We start from the raw sequence: 15378 nt of genomic DNA on the forward strand, positions 1-15378 counted from the left end.
TAGGGAAGGCGCGGGCGGTTCGGACAGGGCTCATCGAAAAGATGCCGGACCTTTCCGGTGTGGGTGAACTCCGGTCGGCGCCGTTGTCCACTCGCAACCCAGCCGGAACCTCGGGAACCTAGGCTGTCCCCGTGCGACTGACGGTGCTCGGAGGATGCGGCGCGTGGCCCGACGCGGGCCAGGCGTGCAGCGGCTACCTGGTGGAGCACGAGGGTTTCCGGCTGCTCGTCGACCCCGGCTACGCGGTGGTGCCCAGGCTGCTGGAGCTGGTGGAGGCCGCGCAGGTGGACGCCGTGCTGGTCAGCCACGGCCACCCCGACCACTGCGCGGACCTGAACCCGTTGCTGCGCGCCAGGATCTACGCGCAGGAGCCGCCACCGCCGCTGCCGCTGTACGCGCTGCCCGGCTCGGTGGAGCACGTGCTCGCGCTGGACGCGGGGCCGCGAATGGCGAGGTCCTTCACCTCCAAGGACTTCGAGGCGGGCGACAGCTTCGACATCGGACCGTTCCAAGTGGACAGCTGGCTGCTGCCGCACTGGGTGCCCAACGCGGGGCTGCGGCTGACCGCGGGCGGCAGGACGCTGGCCTACACCGGCGACACCGGCCCGAGCGAGTCCCTGGTCGAGCTGGCCAGGGGAGCAGACGCCTTCCTCGCGGAGGCCACCTACCCGGACCGCGTCCCGAACGACTCGGCCAGCTACCTCTCCAGCGCCGCCCAGGCGGCGGCGTACGCGACCAGGGCCGACGCGGGGCGGCTGCTGCTGACCCACCTGTGGCCGGGCGTGGAGCCGTGCCAGGCGCTCGCCGCGGCGCGCGGCGGCTACGCCGGCGAGGTCCGGGTGGCCACCGGCGGCCTCATGCTGGAGCTCTGAGCCCCCGCCCGGCCCCACCCCACCCCGTCGTTCGTCGTTCGTCGTTCGCGTTTTGTAGGCATGATGCGAAATGAGAGCGCTCTTTCGCGCATTATGCCTACAAAACGCGCAGCCCTCGACCACGCCGGCCCATGCGCGGCGCGGCGCCGGCGGTGCCCCTCATGACCACGCCGGCCCATGCGCGGTGGTGGCGTTCGCCCGCGCGGACTTCGTTGGCGTGAAAGGCGTTTGCGGTCCGCGCGGGGCGACCAACCCGGCCGTGGCACCGGCCGGTGGGTCAGCGGGCGCGCCAGGCGGTGATGCCGGACTCGGTGAGGATGTGGTCGAAGCCCGTCTCCGCCGCGCCGATCAGGCTGCCGTCCTCGCCGAGCGCGGAGGCCCGGACCGGGGGCGGGGTGGTGCGCTGGTAGGCGATCAGGCCCGACCGGTAGGCGTCGTCGAAGGCGTCCGGGGCCGCCGCCAGCAGGCCCGTCGCCAGGCCGGACACCGTCACCAGGCGCGGGTCCAGCGCGTTCACCAGCCCGCCGACGCCGCGCCCGAACGCCCTTGCCACCTCGTCGACCGCCGCGGTCGCCGCCGCGTCGCCCGCCTCCGCCGCCGCGAGCACCCGCTGGGCCGCGGCGCGCGGCTCGGCGGCCTCCTCGCGCCAGGCGATGCGGGCCAGTGCGCGGCCGTCGACCTCGGTGTCCCAGCAGCCGTGGGCTCCGCACAGGCACCTGCGGCGCGGGTCGCCGAAGGGCAGGTGGCCGAACTCGCCGCCGCCGCCCGTCGCCCCGGTCATCGGCGACCCGTTGACCACCAGGATGCCGCCGAGGCCCACGTCGATCTTCAGGTGCAGCGCGACGTCCGCGCCGGCCGCGACGCCGCGCCGGACCTCGGCGATGCCGGAGAGGGTGGCGTCGTTGCCGACGAGAACCGGCAGGTCGGGGTCGTCGGTGAGCGTGCCGAGGTCGACGTCGCGCCACTGGAGGTTGCTGGCCTGGACGATCCGTGAGCCGCTGGCGGTGCCCGGCGCCGAGACGGGCAGCGCCCGGACGCGGTGGCCCCACGCGTCGAGCAGCCCGGACACGGCGCGCCGGACCGCGGCGAGCACGGTTTCGGCGCGGCGGCTGGTGATCCGGCCGGTGGTCCTGGCGAGCACGGCGCCGCCCAGCTCCACCACCGCGACCGTCCACGTCTCGTGCGCGATGTCCACCGCGCAGACCAGCGGGCCCTCGGGATGCGGCAGGAGGCGGGTGGTGGGGCGGCCGCGCCTGCCGTCCGGCGGGGCGGCCTCCTCGTGCACGAGCGCGGACTCGCGCAGCCGCGCGGTGATCTCCAGCGCCGAGGCGCGGGAGAGGCCCAGGCGCGTCGTCAGCTCGGCCCTGGTGGCGATCCGCCCGCCGTGGAGCTCGCGCAGGACGTGCAGCTGGCCCTCCATCCGCAGGGCCGCGGCCCGGCCCGGACGCCCCGATGTGTCCACGCGGGCATTGTGGCAGCGCATGCCGACCATTATGCTCGCCGTACGAACAAAAGGAGGCGGCATGACGACGATCGGGTTCCTGGCCGGTGTTCTGACGACGGCGTGCTGGGTGCCGCAGCTGCTGCGCTCGTGGCGAACCCGCTCCACCGCGGACTTCTCCTGGCTCTACCTGGTCGTCATCACCGTCGGAGTCGCGTTCTGGGCGGTCTACGGCGTGTGGCGCCAGGACGTCGCGGTGATCGCGGCCAACGTGGCCACCCTGTGCTTCCTGCTGTTCCTGATCGGGCTGAAGCTCTCCGAACGTCGCCGGGAGGTAGCGCGGTGAAGGACGTGCGAGCGGTGCTCTTCGACATGGACGGCACCCTCGTGGACTCCGAGGGCGCTGTCGCCAGGTCCTGGAAGGTGTGGGCCGACCGCAACGACGTCGACCACGCGGAGCTGCTGCGGATCTGCCCCGGCCTGCCCGCCGCCGAGGTCATCCGGCACTTCCGTCCACAGTGGAACGAGGAGCGGGTCGCCGCCGACGCGCGCGGCCAGCTGGAGCTGGAGTACGCCGACCTCACCGGGGTGCTGCCCGCGCGGGGCGCCGACGAGGTCCTCGCCGCCGTCGCCGAGCTCGGCCTGGCGTGGGCGGTGGTCACCAGCGCCGACCGCAAGCTCGCCGGGATCCGGCTGGGCGCGTCGGAGATCTCCGCGCCGCTGCTGGTCACCCGCGAGGACGTGCGGCACGGCAAGCCCCACCCGGAGGGCTTCCTCAGCGCGGCGGAGCAGCTGGGCGTCGCGCCGGAGCACTGCCTGGTGGTGGAGGACGCCGCGGCCGGAGTCGAGTCGGGCCGTGCCGCGGGCATGCGCGTCGCCGGGCTGCGAGGGGTGCCAAGCGACGTGCCGATCGAGCACCTCGGCGAGCTGGCCGACCTGCTGCGACGGGCTGTGGTGTGATCGTGCGGTGAGCCGCGCGGTCGAGGAGTCCAACCGACGGATGCTGCGCGCCCGCGACGCGATGGACCGTGCCTACGCCGAGCCGCTGGACATCCCGGCCCTCGCGGCGCTCGCCCACGTCTCCGAGGCGCACTTCATCAGGACCTTCCGCGCCACGTTCGGCGAGACCCCGCACCGCTACCTGCAACGACGCCGTGTCGAGCGCTCGATGTTCCTGCTGCGGGCCACCGAGCACAGCGTGACCGAGATCTGCTTCCTCGTCGGCTTCGGCAGCCTCGGCACGTTCAGCAGGACCTTCCGCGACATCGTCGGCGAGTCGCCGTCGGAGTACCGCCTGCGTGGCCCGATCGCGGCGGTGCCCAACTGCTTCGCGATGGCCTGGATGCGACCGAGCAGTTTCGGAGAAGCCCCCGCCGCCGGGCCGAACTAGCGTTCCCGTCATGTTCAACGCCATCACGCAGTCGCAGATCTTCGTGTTCGACCAGGACGAGGCCCTGGACTTCTACGTCGGCAAGCTCGGGCTGGAGGTGCACACCGACGCCGACCTCGGCTTCATGCGCTGGCTGACGGTCAACGTGCCCGGCCAGAAGGACCGGCAGATCCTGCTGGAGAAGCCCGGACCGCCCGCGATGGACGAGGCCACCGCCGAGCAGGTCCGCGAGCTGGTCGCGAAGGGCGCGATGGGCGGCTGGCTCATCCTGACCACCGACGACTGCCAGAAGACCTACGAGACCCTGCTCGCCAAGGGCGTCGAGTTCACCGAGACGCCGACGGAGCGGCCCTACGGCATCGACTGCGGCCTGCGCGACCCCTTCGGCAACCGCATCCGCTTCGGCCAGCTGTTCTCCTGAGTGGACCCACTCGCCCGTTCGCGGGGCGCTCATCGGTGGCTGGAATCGGGGAAATTCCCCGATTCCAGCAGTGCGAGTTCAGCCATCCGGGCGCCCGCCGGTGGGCGCTTTCGACCGCTGCGCAAGCGCGCGCATGCTGAATCCCCGGGACGCCGCGAGTGCGGGGCAGGGCCGGGAGCGAGGCCAGCCGTGTGACAGCGGGCGCGGTGTGGTGCTGATGGCCGAAGCGGGGCCAGCTCGCATCGAAAAGCTGATTGCCGCCGCAACCTTCCGTCGGTGCGTGCGAACAGACTGGGTACCGAGAATGAGTTCTGTCGGCGTCCTCGTTCGGTTCCCGGTCAGCGGTTCCCGGATCCGGGTGAAGGCGGGCGGTATCTTGGCGCGCAGGTGACGAGGAAGGAACGCAGATGACCGCGGAGACGACGTCGGCGCCCGGGGAGATCACCCGGCGCTGGGTCCCGGTGACCAGCCTGGTGCTCTCGGTGCTCGGCCTCGCCGTGTCCGGCTACATGACGCTCTCGCACTACACCGACCAGGCCGTCCTGGTGTGCTCGACCAACGCGGTGATCGACTGCGCCCGCGTCACCTCCAGCCCGCAGTCGATGGTCTTCGGCATCCCGGTCGCGGTACTGGGCCTGGTGTTCTTCGTCGGGATGTGCGTGCTGAACCTGCCCGCCCTGTGGCGCTCGGCGGACCAGCGGGTCCGCCTGCTGCGCTTCGCCAGCGTGGGCGTCGGCATCGTCTTCGTGGCCTACCTGGTCGCGGTCGAGCTGCTGATCCTGCACGTGATCTGCGAGTGGTGCACGGTCGTGCACGTCCTGACGATCGCCCTGTTCGCGGTGACCGTGCTCGGCGAGACCAGCCGCCGGAGCGCCTGAGCCGTGGCGGTCTCGCTGAGCGCGGCGGTCCGCGCCTTCGTCGACGGCGCGAACTACGCCACCCTCTGCACGGTCAACCCCGACGGATCACCGCAGGCGTCGATGATGTGGGTCGGCCGCGACGGCGACGACCTGCTGTTCTCCACGGTCGCCGGCCGCCGCAAGGAGCGGAACATGCGCCGCGACCCCAGGGTGAGCGTGGTGATCGCCGACCGCGCCGACCCGGAGGTCTACACCGAGATCCGCGGCACCGCCGCGATCACCGAGGAGGGCGGGCGGGAGCTGGACGACGAGCTGTCGTGGAAGTACGACGGCAAGGCGGCGGGCGCCGACCCGCCGGGAGCGGTGCGCGTGGTCGTCCGCGTCACCCCGACGAAGGTTCTCGGTCGCATCCCCTGACCCGATGGCGGTGGAGCAGCAGCGGGACCAGCAGGAGCAGCATCCCGACCACCACGTAGCAGTTGCCGACGAGGTGGTCGAGCGGCGTCCAGCCCAGTTGTTCCCCGACCGCGCGGGGGAGGAAGCGGTGGGGGCCGATCGCGAAGGGGACGAGCGCGACGGCCGCCAACGCCCACCGCAACGGGCTGCCGTTGCGCCACAGGGTGATCGCCGCCGCCACCAGCGCCGGGGCGACCCAGACCCAGTGGTGGCCCCACGACACCGGCGACACCAGCAGGCCAGCCACCGCGATCACCAGCAGCGCGGCCAGGTCCTCGCCCGCCGCGCGCAGCCGGTGCGCGCTCAGCCAGGCCACCGCGACCACGAGCACCACCAGGAGCAGCCACACCCAGTCCGGGGCGGCCAAGCGGGCCAGCATGCCGCGCAGCGACTGGTTGTCGCCCCAGGACGGCACGGTGATGCGGTCCGGGCGGAACAGGACGTCCGTCCAGTAGCGCTTCGAGTCGCCCGGCGCCACAGCCAGGGTCAGCAGCCCCGCGCCGACGAAGCCGCCCAGGGCCGCGAGAACGGGCTTCCACTGCTTGCGCACCACGAAGAACAGCAGGAACGCGGCCGGGGTCAGTTTGATGGCCGCGGCGATGCCGATCAGCAGTCCGCGCGGCCACGGCGTGCGCGGCAGCAGGCAGTCGGCGACCACCAGCAGCATCAGCACCAGGTTGATCTGGCCGAACAGGAAGTTGGTCATCAGTGGTTCGAGCAGGACGCTGAGCACCGCGATCCCGCCGCCCACAACCACACTCCGCGAGGCGGGCAGGTACACCCGCGCGGCGATCACGCACGCCGCCGTCAGCGCGGCCGCGCTGATCATCGTCATCAGCACCGGGACCACCGGCCACGGCAGCACCGCGAAGAAGCTGAACGGCAGCGCGGCGAACGGCGGGTAGACGAACGGCAGGTCACGCGGAGCCGTTGAGGTGTAAGGGAAATCGGGGCCGTAGAGGTCCAGGCCGCGCAGGAGCGCGTCCCCGGCGGCGCGGTAGACCTGGAGGTCGATCGCGGTACGGCCCCAGGTCACCGCGAGCGCGAGCAGCGCCACACCCGCCCACAGCGCGATCGCCTTACGCACGGAGCCTCCTCGACAGCAGGAACACGGCCAGGATCGCGATTCCCGTGTAGACGTAGCTGTTGCCGATGAGCCGCTCCGCGACCGTCCACTGGAGCTCGACGCCGCTGTCACGCCTGGAGAATCGGTACAGGCCGAGCGCGAAAGGCAGCAACGCCAACGCTCCCAGCGCGACCGTGCCCCAGTTCCGGCTCTGCCACGCGAAAATCGACAACCCGACCAGAGCCGGAGCCACCCAGGACCAGTGGTGTTCCCACGACACCGGAGACACCAGCAACGCGCCGACCGCGATCACCAGCAGCGCCACCAGGTCCTGGCCTGCCGCCCGCAGCCGGTGCGCGAGGAACCACGTGACCGCGACGGTGACCACCGCGAGCACGGGCCACCAGAATCCGGGAAGTTCGAAGCGCGCCAGCATCCCGCGCAGCGACTGGTTGTCGCCGTAGATGACCCGGCCGATGCGGTCCGTACGGAACAGCATCGAACTCCAGTACTGCACGGATGCGTTCGGCAGCACGGCGAACGCGACCGCGCCCGCGCCGACGAAGCCAGCGAGAGCCGCCAGGACGGGCTTCCACTGCCTGCGCACCACGAAGAACAGCACGAAGGCCGCCGGGGTGAGCTTGATGGCCGCGGCGATGCCGATCAGCAGTCCGCGTGGCCACGGCGTGCGCGGCAGCAGGCAGTCGGCGACCACCAGCAGCATCAGCACCAGGTTGATCTGGCCGAAGGTGATGTTCGCGCGCATCGGTTCCAGGAACACGCACACGACCGCGAGCGCCGATCCCACCAGCACGCCCCGCGAGCCGGGCAGGTACACCCGCGCGGTGATCACGCAGGCCGCGCTCAGCGCGAGTGCCCCGACCACGGTCATGACCACCATCGAGACCGGCCAGGACAGCAGCCCGAACGGGGTGAACACCAACGCGGCGAACGGTGGGTAGGTGAAGGGCAGGTCGGGCAGGGCCGGTGTGGTGTAGGGGAAACCCGCGCCGTAGAGGTCCAGGCCGCGCAGCACCGCGTCCGCGCCCGCGCGGTAGACCTGAAGGTCCACCAGGCTGTCCCCGGCCATCACCAGCAGCGCGGCGAGCACCGTGCACCCGACCGCGACGACCCACGCGCTACGCATCGGGAGCACGTCGCCGGATCCCGAAGACCACACCGGACACCACCACCGCGAACGCCGTGATGAGGTAGGTGTTGCCGAGCAGGTGCTCCGGCGGGGTCCATTCCAGTTCCAGGTTGGAGCCGCGCGGCAGCAGCAGGTGGGCGCCGACGAAGAACAACAGCAGGGGCACCGCCGCCACCACGGCCAACCGGCCGCGTCGCGGTGAACGCTGGATGGTGAGCACCGCGCCCACGGTCGCCGGAGCGATCCACACCCAGTGGTGGGTCCACGACACCGGCGAGCAGATTAGCCCGGCCGAGGCCACGACCAGCAGCGCGGGCAGGTCGTACCGGGTCCCCCGCGAACGCAGCCGCCAGCAGGCGAACCACGCGGCGGCGACGACGACCGGGACGACGATCTTCCACCACTGCGACGCCTGCGCCTCGGTGAGCCCGAACCGGATCAGCGCCCCGCGCAGCGACTGGTTGTCGGCGAAGGCCGCGCCGCCGATGCGAGCCGGTTCCAGCAGCAGCTTGGTCCAGTACCTCAGCGAGTCCTCCGGGGCGATCGCCCAGCCCACCGCGCCCGCCCCGGCGAAACCACCGAGCGCCGCCAGCACCGGCCGCCACTGGCCCTTCGCCACGAAGAACAGCAGGAACGACGCCGGGGTGAGCTTGATCGCCGCGGCGATGCCGATCAGCAGTCCGCGCGGCCACGGCGTGCGCGGCAGCAGGCAGTCGGCGACCACCAGCAGCATCAGCACCAGGTTGACCTGGCCGTAGCCGAGGGTGGCGCGGACCGGCTCGGCCAGCACGCAGACCACCGCGAAGCCCGCACCCGCCTGCACCGCGCGGGTCCAGCCCTGGTGGAAGCCGCGCGCGGTGATCGAGGTCGTCGCGACCAGCGCCACGCTGCTCACCAGCAGCGTCACCACCACGGCCGCGGGCCAGGCGAGCACGGCGAGCGGGCCGAAGAGCACTGCGGCGAAGGGCGGATACGTGAACGGCAGCCGGATCTTCGTGTCGGAGTAAGGGAAATCTCCCGAGTAGAGGTCCAGCCCGCGCAGCAGGGCGTCGCCGCCCGCCCGGTACACCCGGAGGTCCACGAAGGACACCATCGAGGTCACCAGGAGGGCCAGTGCGAAGGTCAGCGCGACCAGCGCGGCGATGGAGAACAGGGTCTTGCGCCCCGGCGCGACGGCCCCGGAACCCAACGGGCGAACACTCACGAAGTCCCGATCCATTCGACCGCAGCAGACACTAGTTCGACTGGTGAGCGTACCGGGGCCGGGGCGGCACCCCGGGCGGCCGTCGCCGCCGCGCCGTGACCACGGCCGTCGTCACCAGCCCCGCGACCGCCGTCAGGAAGAACGCGTTGCCGCTGAGCCAGGTGATCCCCGTCCACGTGAGCTCGGCGCCGTGACCACTGGGAACGTACTGGTGCGGTCCGAGGAACAGCACGAGCACGGCGAGGCCGGGACCGATCAGGCTCCACCTCGGCTTCCGCGCCACAGCCACGGCGAGCCCGGTCGCGGCCGCGGCTACCCACACCCAGTGGTTGCTCCAGGAGATCGGCGAGCACAGCAGTCCCGCCGCGGCGATCACAAGCACCGCCGGGAGTTCGGCGCCCACCGAAAGGAGTCGTCGCATCGCGAACCAGGCCACCGCGAGCACGATCGCGACACCGGCCGCCCAGAGGGGGAAGACCTGCGCCTTGTCGAGCCCGAACCGGGCGAGCACCCCGCGGATGGACTGGTTGGTCACGAACCCGGCACCGACCATGTTGTCGATGGTGAACACCGTGGAGAACCAGTAGCGCGCGGAGTCCTCCGCGGCGAGGGCGAACCCGAGCGCGATCGTGCCGACGAACGACGTGACGATGGTCAGCGCGACACGCCACCGGCCGGAGGCGATGAAGTACAGCACGAAGATGGCCGGGGTGAGCTTGATCCCGGCGGCGATGCCGATCAGCAGCCCGCGCGGCCACGGCGTGCGCGGCAGCAGGCAGTCGGCGACCACCAGCGCCATCAGCAGGACGTTGATCTGGCCGAGGTCGATCGTGCCGCGCACCGGCTCGGAGAGCACCGAGAGCGCGCACACCACACCACCCAGGCCCAGCGCGGCGGCCCGGTCCATGCCGCTGTGCCGTGCGACGACCACGCACGTCGCCAGGAGCGCCAGCACCGTCGCCGTGGCCATCAGGTACCCCAGCGCCTCCAGCGGCAGCACCGTGAGCACGCTGAACAGCACGGCCGAGATCGGGGGGTAGATGAAGGGCAGCGGGTACACCAGCGGCCTGGGGGGAAACTCCTCGTCGAACAGGTTGCGCCCGGTCAGCCAGGCCTCGCCGCCCGCGCGGTAGACGTCGAGGTCGACGATGGGGGCTCCCGACACCTGCCACAGCGCGAGGGCGAGAGCGATCACGGCTCCCGCCGCCGCCACGGCCGGTCGTCGAAGAACGGTTTCAAGGGTCGTCACGTCTACGAGGACACCGACGCCATCCGCCGCGTTGACTCCGACGATTCGAATGTGGAGCTTCCGAAGTGACGCAACGTTCCTGTTCTGTCCGGTGTCCGCGCGCACGTGGACACCGGACAGAACATGAGGACTAGGCCGTCTTCTGCATGTGGTGGCACCACCTCACCACCCCTGGCGCCCTCTCCCGCGTGCTCCCATCTCGCGTTTTGTAGCCTTAGCGCGAAATGAGAGCGCTCTCTAGCGCAATAAGGCTACAAAACGCGGAAACCCCGCCCACGCGCACGCACGGGGGCGTGGAGGCGGCGGGACACCGGGCAGAACACGAGGACTAGGCCGTGTTCTGCATGTGGTGGCACCACCCCACCACCCCCTGGCGCCCTCTCCCGCGTGCTCCCATCTCGCGTTTTGTAGCCTTAGCGCGAAATGGGAGCGCTCTCTTGCGCAATAAGGCTACAAAACGCGAAAACCCCGCCCACGAAAACCCCGACCACGCGCACACGCGGGGGCATGGGGGCGGCGGGACGCCGGGCAGAACACGAGGGCTACTCGCGCCAGGAGTTGTCCGAGGCGACCACGGTCAACCGCTGCGTCGCGCGGGTCAGCGCCACGTACAGCGCGCGCAGGCCGGTGGCGGACTCGGCGATCAGCTCGGCCGGTTCGACGAGCACCACGGCGTCGTACTCCATGCCCTTGGCCTCCAGGCTGCCGACGGCCTGCACCCGCTCACCGAGCCCGGCCACCCAGGACGCCAGCTCCGCGCGGCGCTCCATCGTGCCGATCACCCCGACGGTGCCGTCGACCTGGTCCAGCAGCTCCTTGGCCGCCGCCACCGCCTGCGTCTGCACGGCGGTGGCATCGGCGACGGCGCGGACCTCCGGGTCGAGCCCGGTGGAGCGCACCGCCGTCGGCAGGTCGTCCGGGTCGACGGCTCCGCGCACCACGTCCGCGGCCAGCTCGAAGATCTCCGAGCTGTTGCGGTAGTTGGTGCGCAACGAGAACCGGCGGCGCCGCTTCACCTTCCCCAGCGCGCGCTCCTTGGCGTCGGCCGCCTCCGCCGGGTCCGGCCACGAGCTCTGCACCGGGTCGCCGACGATGGTCCAGCTCGCGTACTTGCCGCGCCTGCCCAGCATCCGCCACTGCATCGGCGAGATGTCCTGCGCCTCGTCGACGATCACGTGCGAGTAGTGGTCGTAGTTGTCGGCCCGCCCGATCTCCTGCTGCCCCTGCTCCCGCTGGTGCCAGCTGGTCACCTCGTGCGCGATCATGTCGAACTCGTCCAGCTCGTCAGCGGCCCTTCGCCGCTTCGGCGGGTCGCCCAGCAGCACCCGGAGCTCGTCGAGCACGGCCACGTCCGCGACCGACCAGCCCGCATCCGGATCGGCCCACGACGCGGCGACGCCGTCGACCTCCTCCGGGGTGAGGTTGCGCCGCGCCGCCTTGCGCAGCCGTTCCCGGTCGCCGAGCCAGCCCAGCACCTGGGTGGGCAGCACCGGCGGCCACCACGCGGCGACGAAGTCGGTGAACTCGTTGCGGTCGGCGACGTCGGCGACGAAGTTCTTCCGGTCGAACCGGTTGCCGGAGTAGCTGGAAGCCTTCTGCCACAACGCTTCCAGCAGCGCGTCGGCGGCGGGCTTGCGGGCCTGGTTGGGCTGCACGCGCCTGCTGTGCACGGACTTGCGGACCTTGACCAGCTCGTGCGCCTCCAGCTTCAGCACCTGGCCCGCGTAGACGATCCGCAGCTCCGTCGGGGCCCCCGGCGGCGTCTCCTTCATGATGGCGAGCAGCACCTTGCGCATCCGCAGCGAGCCCTTGGCCGCCGCGACCGGGGCCGGGTCGGTGCGGGTGGCCTTGACGTCGTCGAGCACCTCGCCGAGCGCGCGCAGCTCCACGGTGTCCTCACCGAGCGAGGGCAGCACGCGGGAGATGTAGTTCATGAACACCGGAGAGGGGCCGACGACGAGCACGCCGCTGTTGAACCTGCGGCGGTGCCGGTACATCAGGTAGGCGGCCCGGTGCAGCGCCACGGCGGTCTTGCCGGTGCCGGGGCCGCCGGTGATCTCGGTGATGCCCTCGGCGGGCGCGCGGATCGCGTCGTCTTGCTCGCGCTGGATGGTGCCGACGATGTCGCGCATCACCGGCCCGCGCGCCCTGGCCAGCGTCGCCATCAGCGCGCCGTCGCCGACCACGGTCAGCTCCTCGGGCACCGACTCCGGCGTGAGCAGCTCGTCGTCGACGTGCAGCACCTTGCCGCCGGAGCAGCGGATCACCCGCCGCCGCACCACGTCCATCGGCTGCTCGGCGGTGGCCTGGTAGAACGCCGCGGCCACCGGCGCCCGCCAGTCGATGACCATGGTGTCGAAGTCCTCGTCGCGGACGCCGAGCCGCCCGATGTAGAAGGTCTCCCCGCCGCGCTGGTCCAGCCTGCCGAACACCAGGCCCTCGTACTCCGCCTCCAGCGACTTGAGCTGCCTGGTGGCGTGGAAGACCATGGCGTCGCGCTCGACCAGCGCCGCGGGCAGCCGCTCAAGGCCCCGTTCGTGCGCGGCGGCGATCATCGCCTTCGCCTCCTCGCGCATCACCAGCAGGCGCGCGTAGACCTTGTCGACGTACTGCTGCTCCGCCGCGATCTCCGCCTGTCTGATCGAGACTCCCTGCACGCAAAGCTCCCCAAAGTTTCGTGAAGTCGAATTACTTTAGAGGTCTTCACGTCGTGGGGTTCAGCGCAGTGCGCCCAGGAAGTCCGCTGTGACGGTGATCGCCACCGATGAGCTCTCCCCGTTCTCCACCAGCACCGCGAAGGCGAGATCGTCGCGGTAGCCGACGAACCAGCCGTGCGAGCTGGTGCCGTCGCCGAACTGCGCGGTCCCGGTCTTGCCGCGCACCGCGCCGAAGCGGCTGAGCGCCGTTGCGGTGCCGCCGGTGACGACCTCGCGCATCATCGACCGCAGTGAGTCGATCACCGCCTTGGACGGCGCCTTCCGCTTCCCCTCCACCCCGGTGGTCTCGCCGCGCACCAGCACCGGCGTCGGCAGCGAGCCGCGCGCGACGGTGGCCGCCATCACCGCCATCCCGAACGGCGTCGCCAGCACGGTGCCCTGGCCGAAGCCGTTCTCCGCCTGGCTGGACCCGTCCCCGCCGGGCACCTTGCCGGTGAGCGTGGTGACCCCGGGGACGGTGAAGTCCACCCCGACGCCCAGGCTCGCGGCGGCCTCGCGCAGCGCGTTGTCGGGCAGCGTCGTCATCAGCTGCGCGAAGCTGGTGTTGCAGGACGCGGCGAATGCCTTGCTGAGCGTCACCTCGCCGAGGTCGAACCCGCCGTCGTTGCGCACCGGGCGTCCGGCGACCCGGGAGCTGCCGGGGCAGGGGAGCCTGGTGGCCGTGGAGGCGCCGTTGGCCAGCGCCGCCGCGGCGGTCGCGATCTTGAACGTGGAGCCCGGCGGGTAGAGGCCGTTGAGCGCCCTGGTGCCCGGCACGGCGGCGTTCTGCGCGACGGCCAGGATCTCGCCGGTGGAGGGCTGGATCGCCACGGCCATCGCGGGAAGGCTCGTGTGGTTGACCGCGTTCTGAGCTGCGTTCTGGGTGGCCGTGCCCAGCGTCAGCACGTTCTGCCGCGACGCGGACTCCTTGCCCTCCAACGTCTCGACCTCGGTGCCCGCGCCGTCCACGGTGACGATCCGCCACGACCGCGCGCCCTTGCCGACACCGAGGTGACGGCGCACGCCCGGCAGCACGACGGGAGCGAAGTCGTCGGCGGGCGCGTTGCCGTCGCGGTCCACCAGCGTGGGCTTGCCGTCGGTGTCCTTCAGCGCCAGCCGCTGTCCCGGCGCGAGCTTGGGGTGCACCACGGTGGGCGTCCAGCGCACCAGCCACTTGTCCCCGGTGCGGCGTAGCTCCACCGAACCGGAGTAGGCCCAGGTGCCGCGTGACCCCAGGTTCCAGCCGTAGTTCGCCTTGACGCGGGCCTCGGTGGCCTCGGGGGAGGGGGTGGCCGGCTCGGTGATCACCACTGTGACCAGCTGGGGCTGCGGTCCCGAGCGCAGCTCGGCCAGCGCGGGCCCGGCCGCCGCCGGGTCGTCGGTGAGCTCCGCCGCCTCCTGGGCCTTCCCCGCCGCGAACGTCGTGAGAAACCGTTCAGCGACGCCGTTCGCCGTGGTCGGCGCGGGTGTCGGAGCGGAGTCCGGCTCCGTCGGCCACAGCGTGACCACCCCCGCCACCACGAGCACGGTCGCGCCGAGCGCGCCCCCGACCAGCGTCCAGCGCCGTGTGCCAGCCCGCATGACCCTCCCCCAGGTTTGAGCGACTGCTCAAAAGCTAACCCGCATTGAGCGGTCGCTCAAGAAGGTTCGGGGTGGCGCGAAAGCTGTGACGCCGTTCACCGTCGCCGCCGATCGAAGTCCCACGTTCGTAGGCTAGCCTCACCTAACTGAGTGAAGGTAAGCCTTACTTAAGAATGCGCGACGAGAGTGGTCGAGGGGAGCGTTCCAGTGCGGATCGCGGGCAGGGTCGCCCTGGTGACGGGCGCCGGGCAGGGCATTGGCGCCGCCGTTGTCCGGGCGTTCGCCCGGCAGGGCGTCCGGGTCGTCGCCACCGACCTGCGGGACCCTGGTCCGAGCGAGGCCGTTCGCGGCCACCCCATGGACGTGCGGTCGGGGGCCGAGGTGGACGCCGTCGTCGACGCGGTGGAGCAGGAGGTCGGCCCCATCGACATCCTGGCCAACGTGGCCGGGGTGCTGCGGCCGGGACCGGTGACCGGGCTCAGCGACGAGGACTGGGCGCAGACCTTCGCGGTCAACAGCACCGGTGTGTTCAACTGCTGCCGCGCGGTGGCCGGCCGGATGGCGGCACGCGGCTCCGGCTCGATCATCACCGTCGGCTCCAACGCGGCGGGTGTGCCACGGACGCACATGGCCGCCTACGCCGCCTCCAAGGCCGCGGCGACGATGTTCACCAAGTGCCTCGGGCTGGAGCTCGCGCGCGAGGGTGTCCGCTGCAACGTCGTCTCGCCCGGCTCGACCGACACACCGATGCAGCGCGCGTTGTGGGCGGACGAGAACGGCGCGCGCACGGTCATCGACGGCACTCCCGGCGCCTTCCGGGTCGGCATCCCGCTCGGCCGCATCGCGGAGCCGGAGGACATCGCGGACGCCGTGGTGTTCCTCGCCTCCGATCAGGCGCGGCACATCACCATGCACGACCTCTACGTCGACGGCGGCGCCACGCTGCGCGCCTGAGCCCGACCCGCATCACACCGTCCAGGCAGAAATCTGTG

General features: G+C 71.7%; 15 protein-coding genes. 8 read left to right on the forward strand and 7 right to left on the reverse strand.

Going from position 1 to position 15378, the window contains the following annotated elements; translation table 11 throughout:
* Window positions 1-131: 131 nt before the first annotated feature.
* Entirely contained in the window at window positions 132-872 is a 741-nt protein-coding gene (locus ACFFQA_RS02290; RefSeq protein WP_377849845.1) for an MBL fold metallo-hydrolase, read from the forward strand.
* 277 nt (window positions 873-1149) lie between these two features.
* On the opposite strand, the gene ACFFQA_RS02295 is transcribed toward ACFFQA_RS02290, so the two are convergent.
* Entirely contained in the window at window positions 1150-2334 is a 1185-nt protein-coding gene (locus ACFFQA_RS02295; protein WP_377849847.1) for an ROK family transcriptional regulator, read from the reverse strand.
* 61 nt (window positions 2335-2395) lie between these two features.
* Here ACFFQA_RS02295 and ACFFQA_RS02300 point away from each other — a divergent pair, with 61 nt between their 5' ends.
* The 6 genes from ACFFQA_RS02300 to ACFFQA_RS02325 all read left to right on the forward strand — a co-directional run bounded on the left by ACFFQA_RS02300 (window position 2396) and on the right by ACFFQA_RS02325 (window position 5401).
* A complete protein-coding gene (locus ACFFQA_RS02300) occupies window positions 2396-2659 on the forward strand; it encodes an SWEET family sugar transporter (protein WP_377849849.1) in 264 nt (87 codons plus the stop codon).
* On the forward strand, window positions 2656-3273 hold the full coding sequence (locus ACFFQA_RS02305) for an HAD family hydrolase (RefSeq protein ID WP_377849851.1): 618 nt from the start codon (window positions 2656-2658) through the stop codon (window positions 3271-3273). Before ACFFQA_RS02300 ends, ACFFQA_RS02305 begins: the two co-directional genes overlap by 4 nt.
* A gap of 40 nt (window positions 3274-3313) precedes the next feature.
* Window positions 3314-3703, forward strand: coding sequence for a helix-turn-helix domain-containing protein (locus ACFFQA_RS02310; RefSeq protein ID WP_377850206.1), 390 nt, complete (start codon window positions 3314-3316; stop codon window positions 3701-3703).
* Between the two features lie 10 nt (window positions 3704-3713).
* Complete coding sequence (locus ACFFQA_RS02315; RefSeq protein ID WP_377849853.1) at window positions 3714-4124, forward strand: VOC family protein; 411 nt, start codon at window positions 3714-3716, stop codon at window positions 4122-4124.
* 407 nt (window positions 4125-4531) lie between these two features.
* Entirely contained in the window at window positions 4532-5002 is a 471-nt protein-coding gene (locus tag ACFFQA_RS02320) for a vitamin K epoxide reductase family protein (RefSeq protein ID WP_377849855.1), read from the forward strand.
* Between the two features lie 3 nt (window positions 5003-5005).
* Window positions 5006-5401, forward strand: a complete 396-nt coding sequence (locus ACFFQA_RS02325) for a PPOX class F420-dependent oxidoreductase (protein ID WP_377849857.1) — start codon at window positions 5006-5008, stop codon at window positions 5399-5401.
* Here the strand turns inward: ACFFQA_RS02325 and ACFFQA_RS02330 are convergent.
* The 6 genes from ACFFQA_RS02330 to ACFFQA_RS02355 form a co-directional block, all read right to left on the reverse strand.
* Entirely contained in the window at window positions 5367-6527 is a 1161-nt protein-coding gene (locus ACFFQA_RS02330; RefSeq protein WP_377849859.1) for a glycosyltransferase 87 family protein, read from the reverse strand. The two genes, ACFFQA_RS02325 and ACFFQA_RS02330, sit on opposite strands and share 35 nt — an antisense overlap.
* On the reverse strand, window positions 6520-7653 hold the full coding sequence (locus ACFFQA_RS02335) for a glycosyltransferase 87 family protein (protein WP_377849861.1): 1134 nt from the start codon (window positions 7651-7653) through the stop codon (window positions 6520-6522). Before ACFFQA_RS02335 ends, ACFFQA_RS02330 begins: the two co-directional genes overlap by 8 nt.
* Complete coding sequence (locus ACFFQA_RS02340; RefSeq protein WP_377849862.1) at window positions 7646-8860, reverse strand: glycosyltransferase 87 family protein; 1215 nt, start codon at window positions 8858-8860, stop codon at window positions 7646-7648. Before ACFFQA_RS02340 ends, ACFFQA_RS02335 begins: the two co-directional genes overlap by 8 nt.
* A gap of 31 nt (window positions 8861-8891) precedes the next feature.
* A complete protein-coding gene (locus tag ACFFQA_RS02345; RefSeq protein ID WP_377849864.1) occupies window positions 8892-10109 on the reverse strand; it encodes a glycosyltransferase 87 family protein in 1218 nt (405 codons plus the stop codon).
* A gap of 542 nt (window positions 10110-10651) precedes the next feature.
* Window positions 10652-12766 (reverse strand): HelD family protein, encoded by a 2115-nt coding sequence (locus ACFFQA_RS02350; RefSeq protein WP_377849866.1) that lies wholly within the window; start codon window positions 12764-12766, stop codon window positions 10652-10654.
* Window positions 12767-12826: 60 nt separating this feature from the next.
* Window positions 12827-14386, reverse strand: a complete 1560-nt coding sequence (locus ACFFQA_RS02355; RefSeq protein ID WP_377849868.1) for a penicillin-binding transpeptidase domain-containing protein — start codon at window positions 14384-14386, stop codon at window positions 12827-12829.
* Between the two features lie 207 nt (window positions 14387-14593).
* Between ACFFQA_RS02355 and ACFFQA_RS02360 the strand changes: the two genes are divergently transcribed.
* Window positions 14594-15340: a 2,3-dihydro-2,3-dihydroxybenzoate dehydrogenase gene (locus ACFFQA_RS02360; protein WP_377849870.1), complete on the forward strand. Its 747-nt coding sequence runs from the start codon at window positions 14594-14596 to the stop codon at window positions 15338-15340.
* Window positions 15341-15378 lie beyond the last annotated feature (38 nt).

The sequence above is a fragment of the Allokutzneria oryzae genome, from assembly GCF_042429765.1.
In the GTDB taxonomy this organism is placed as follows: domain Bacteria; phylum Actinomycetota; class Actinomycetes; order Mycobacteriales; family Pseudonocardiaceae; genus Allokutzneria; species Allokutzneria oryzae.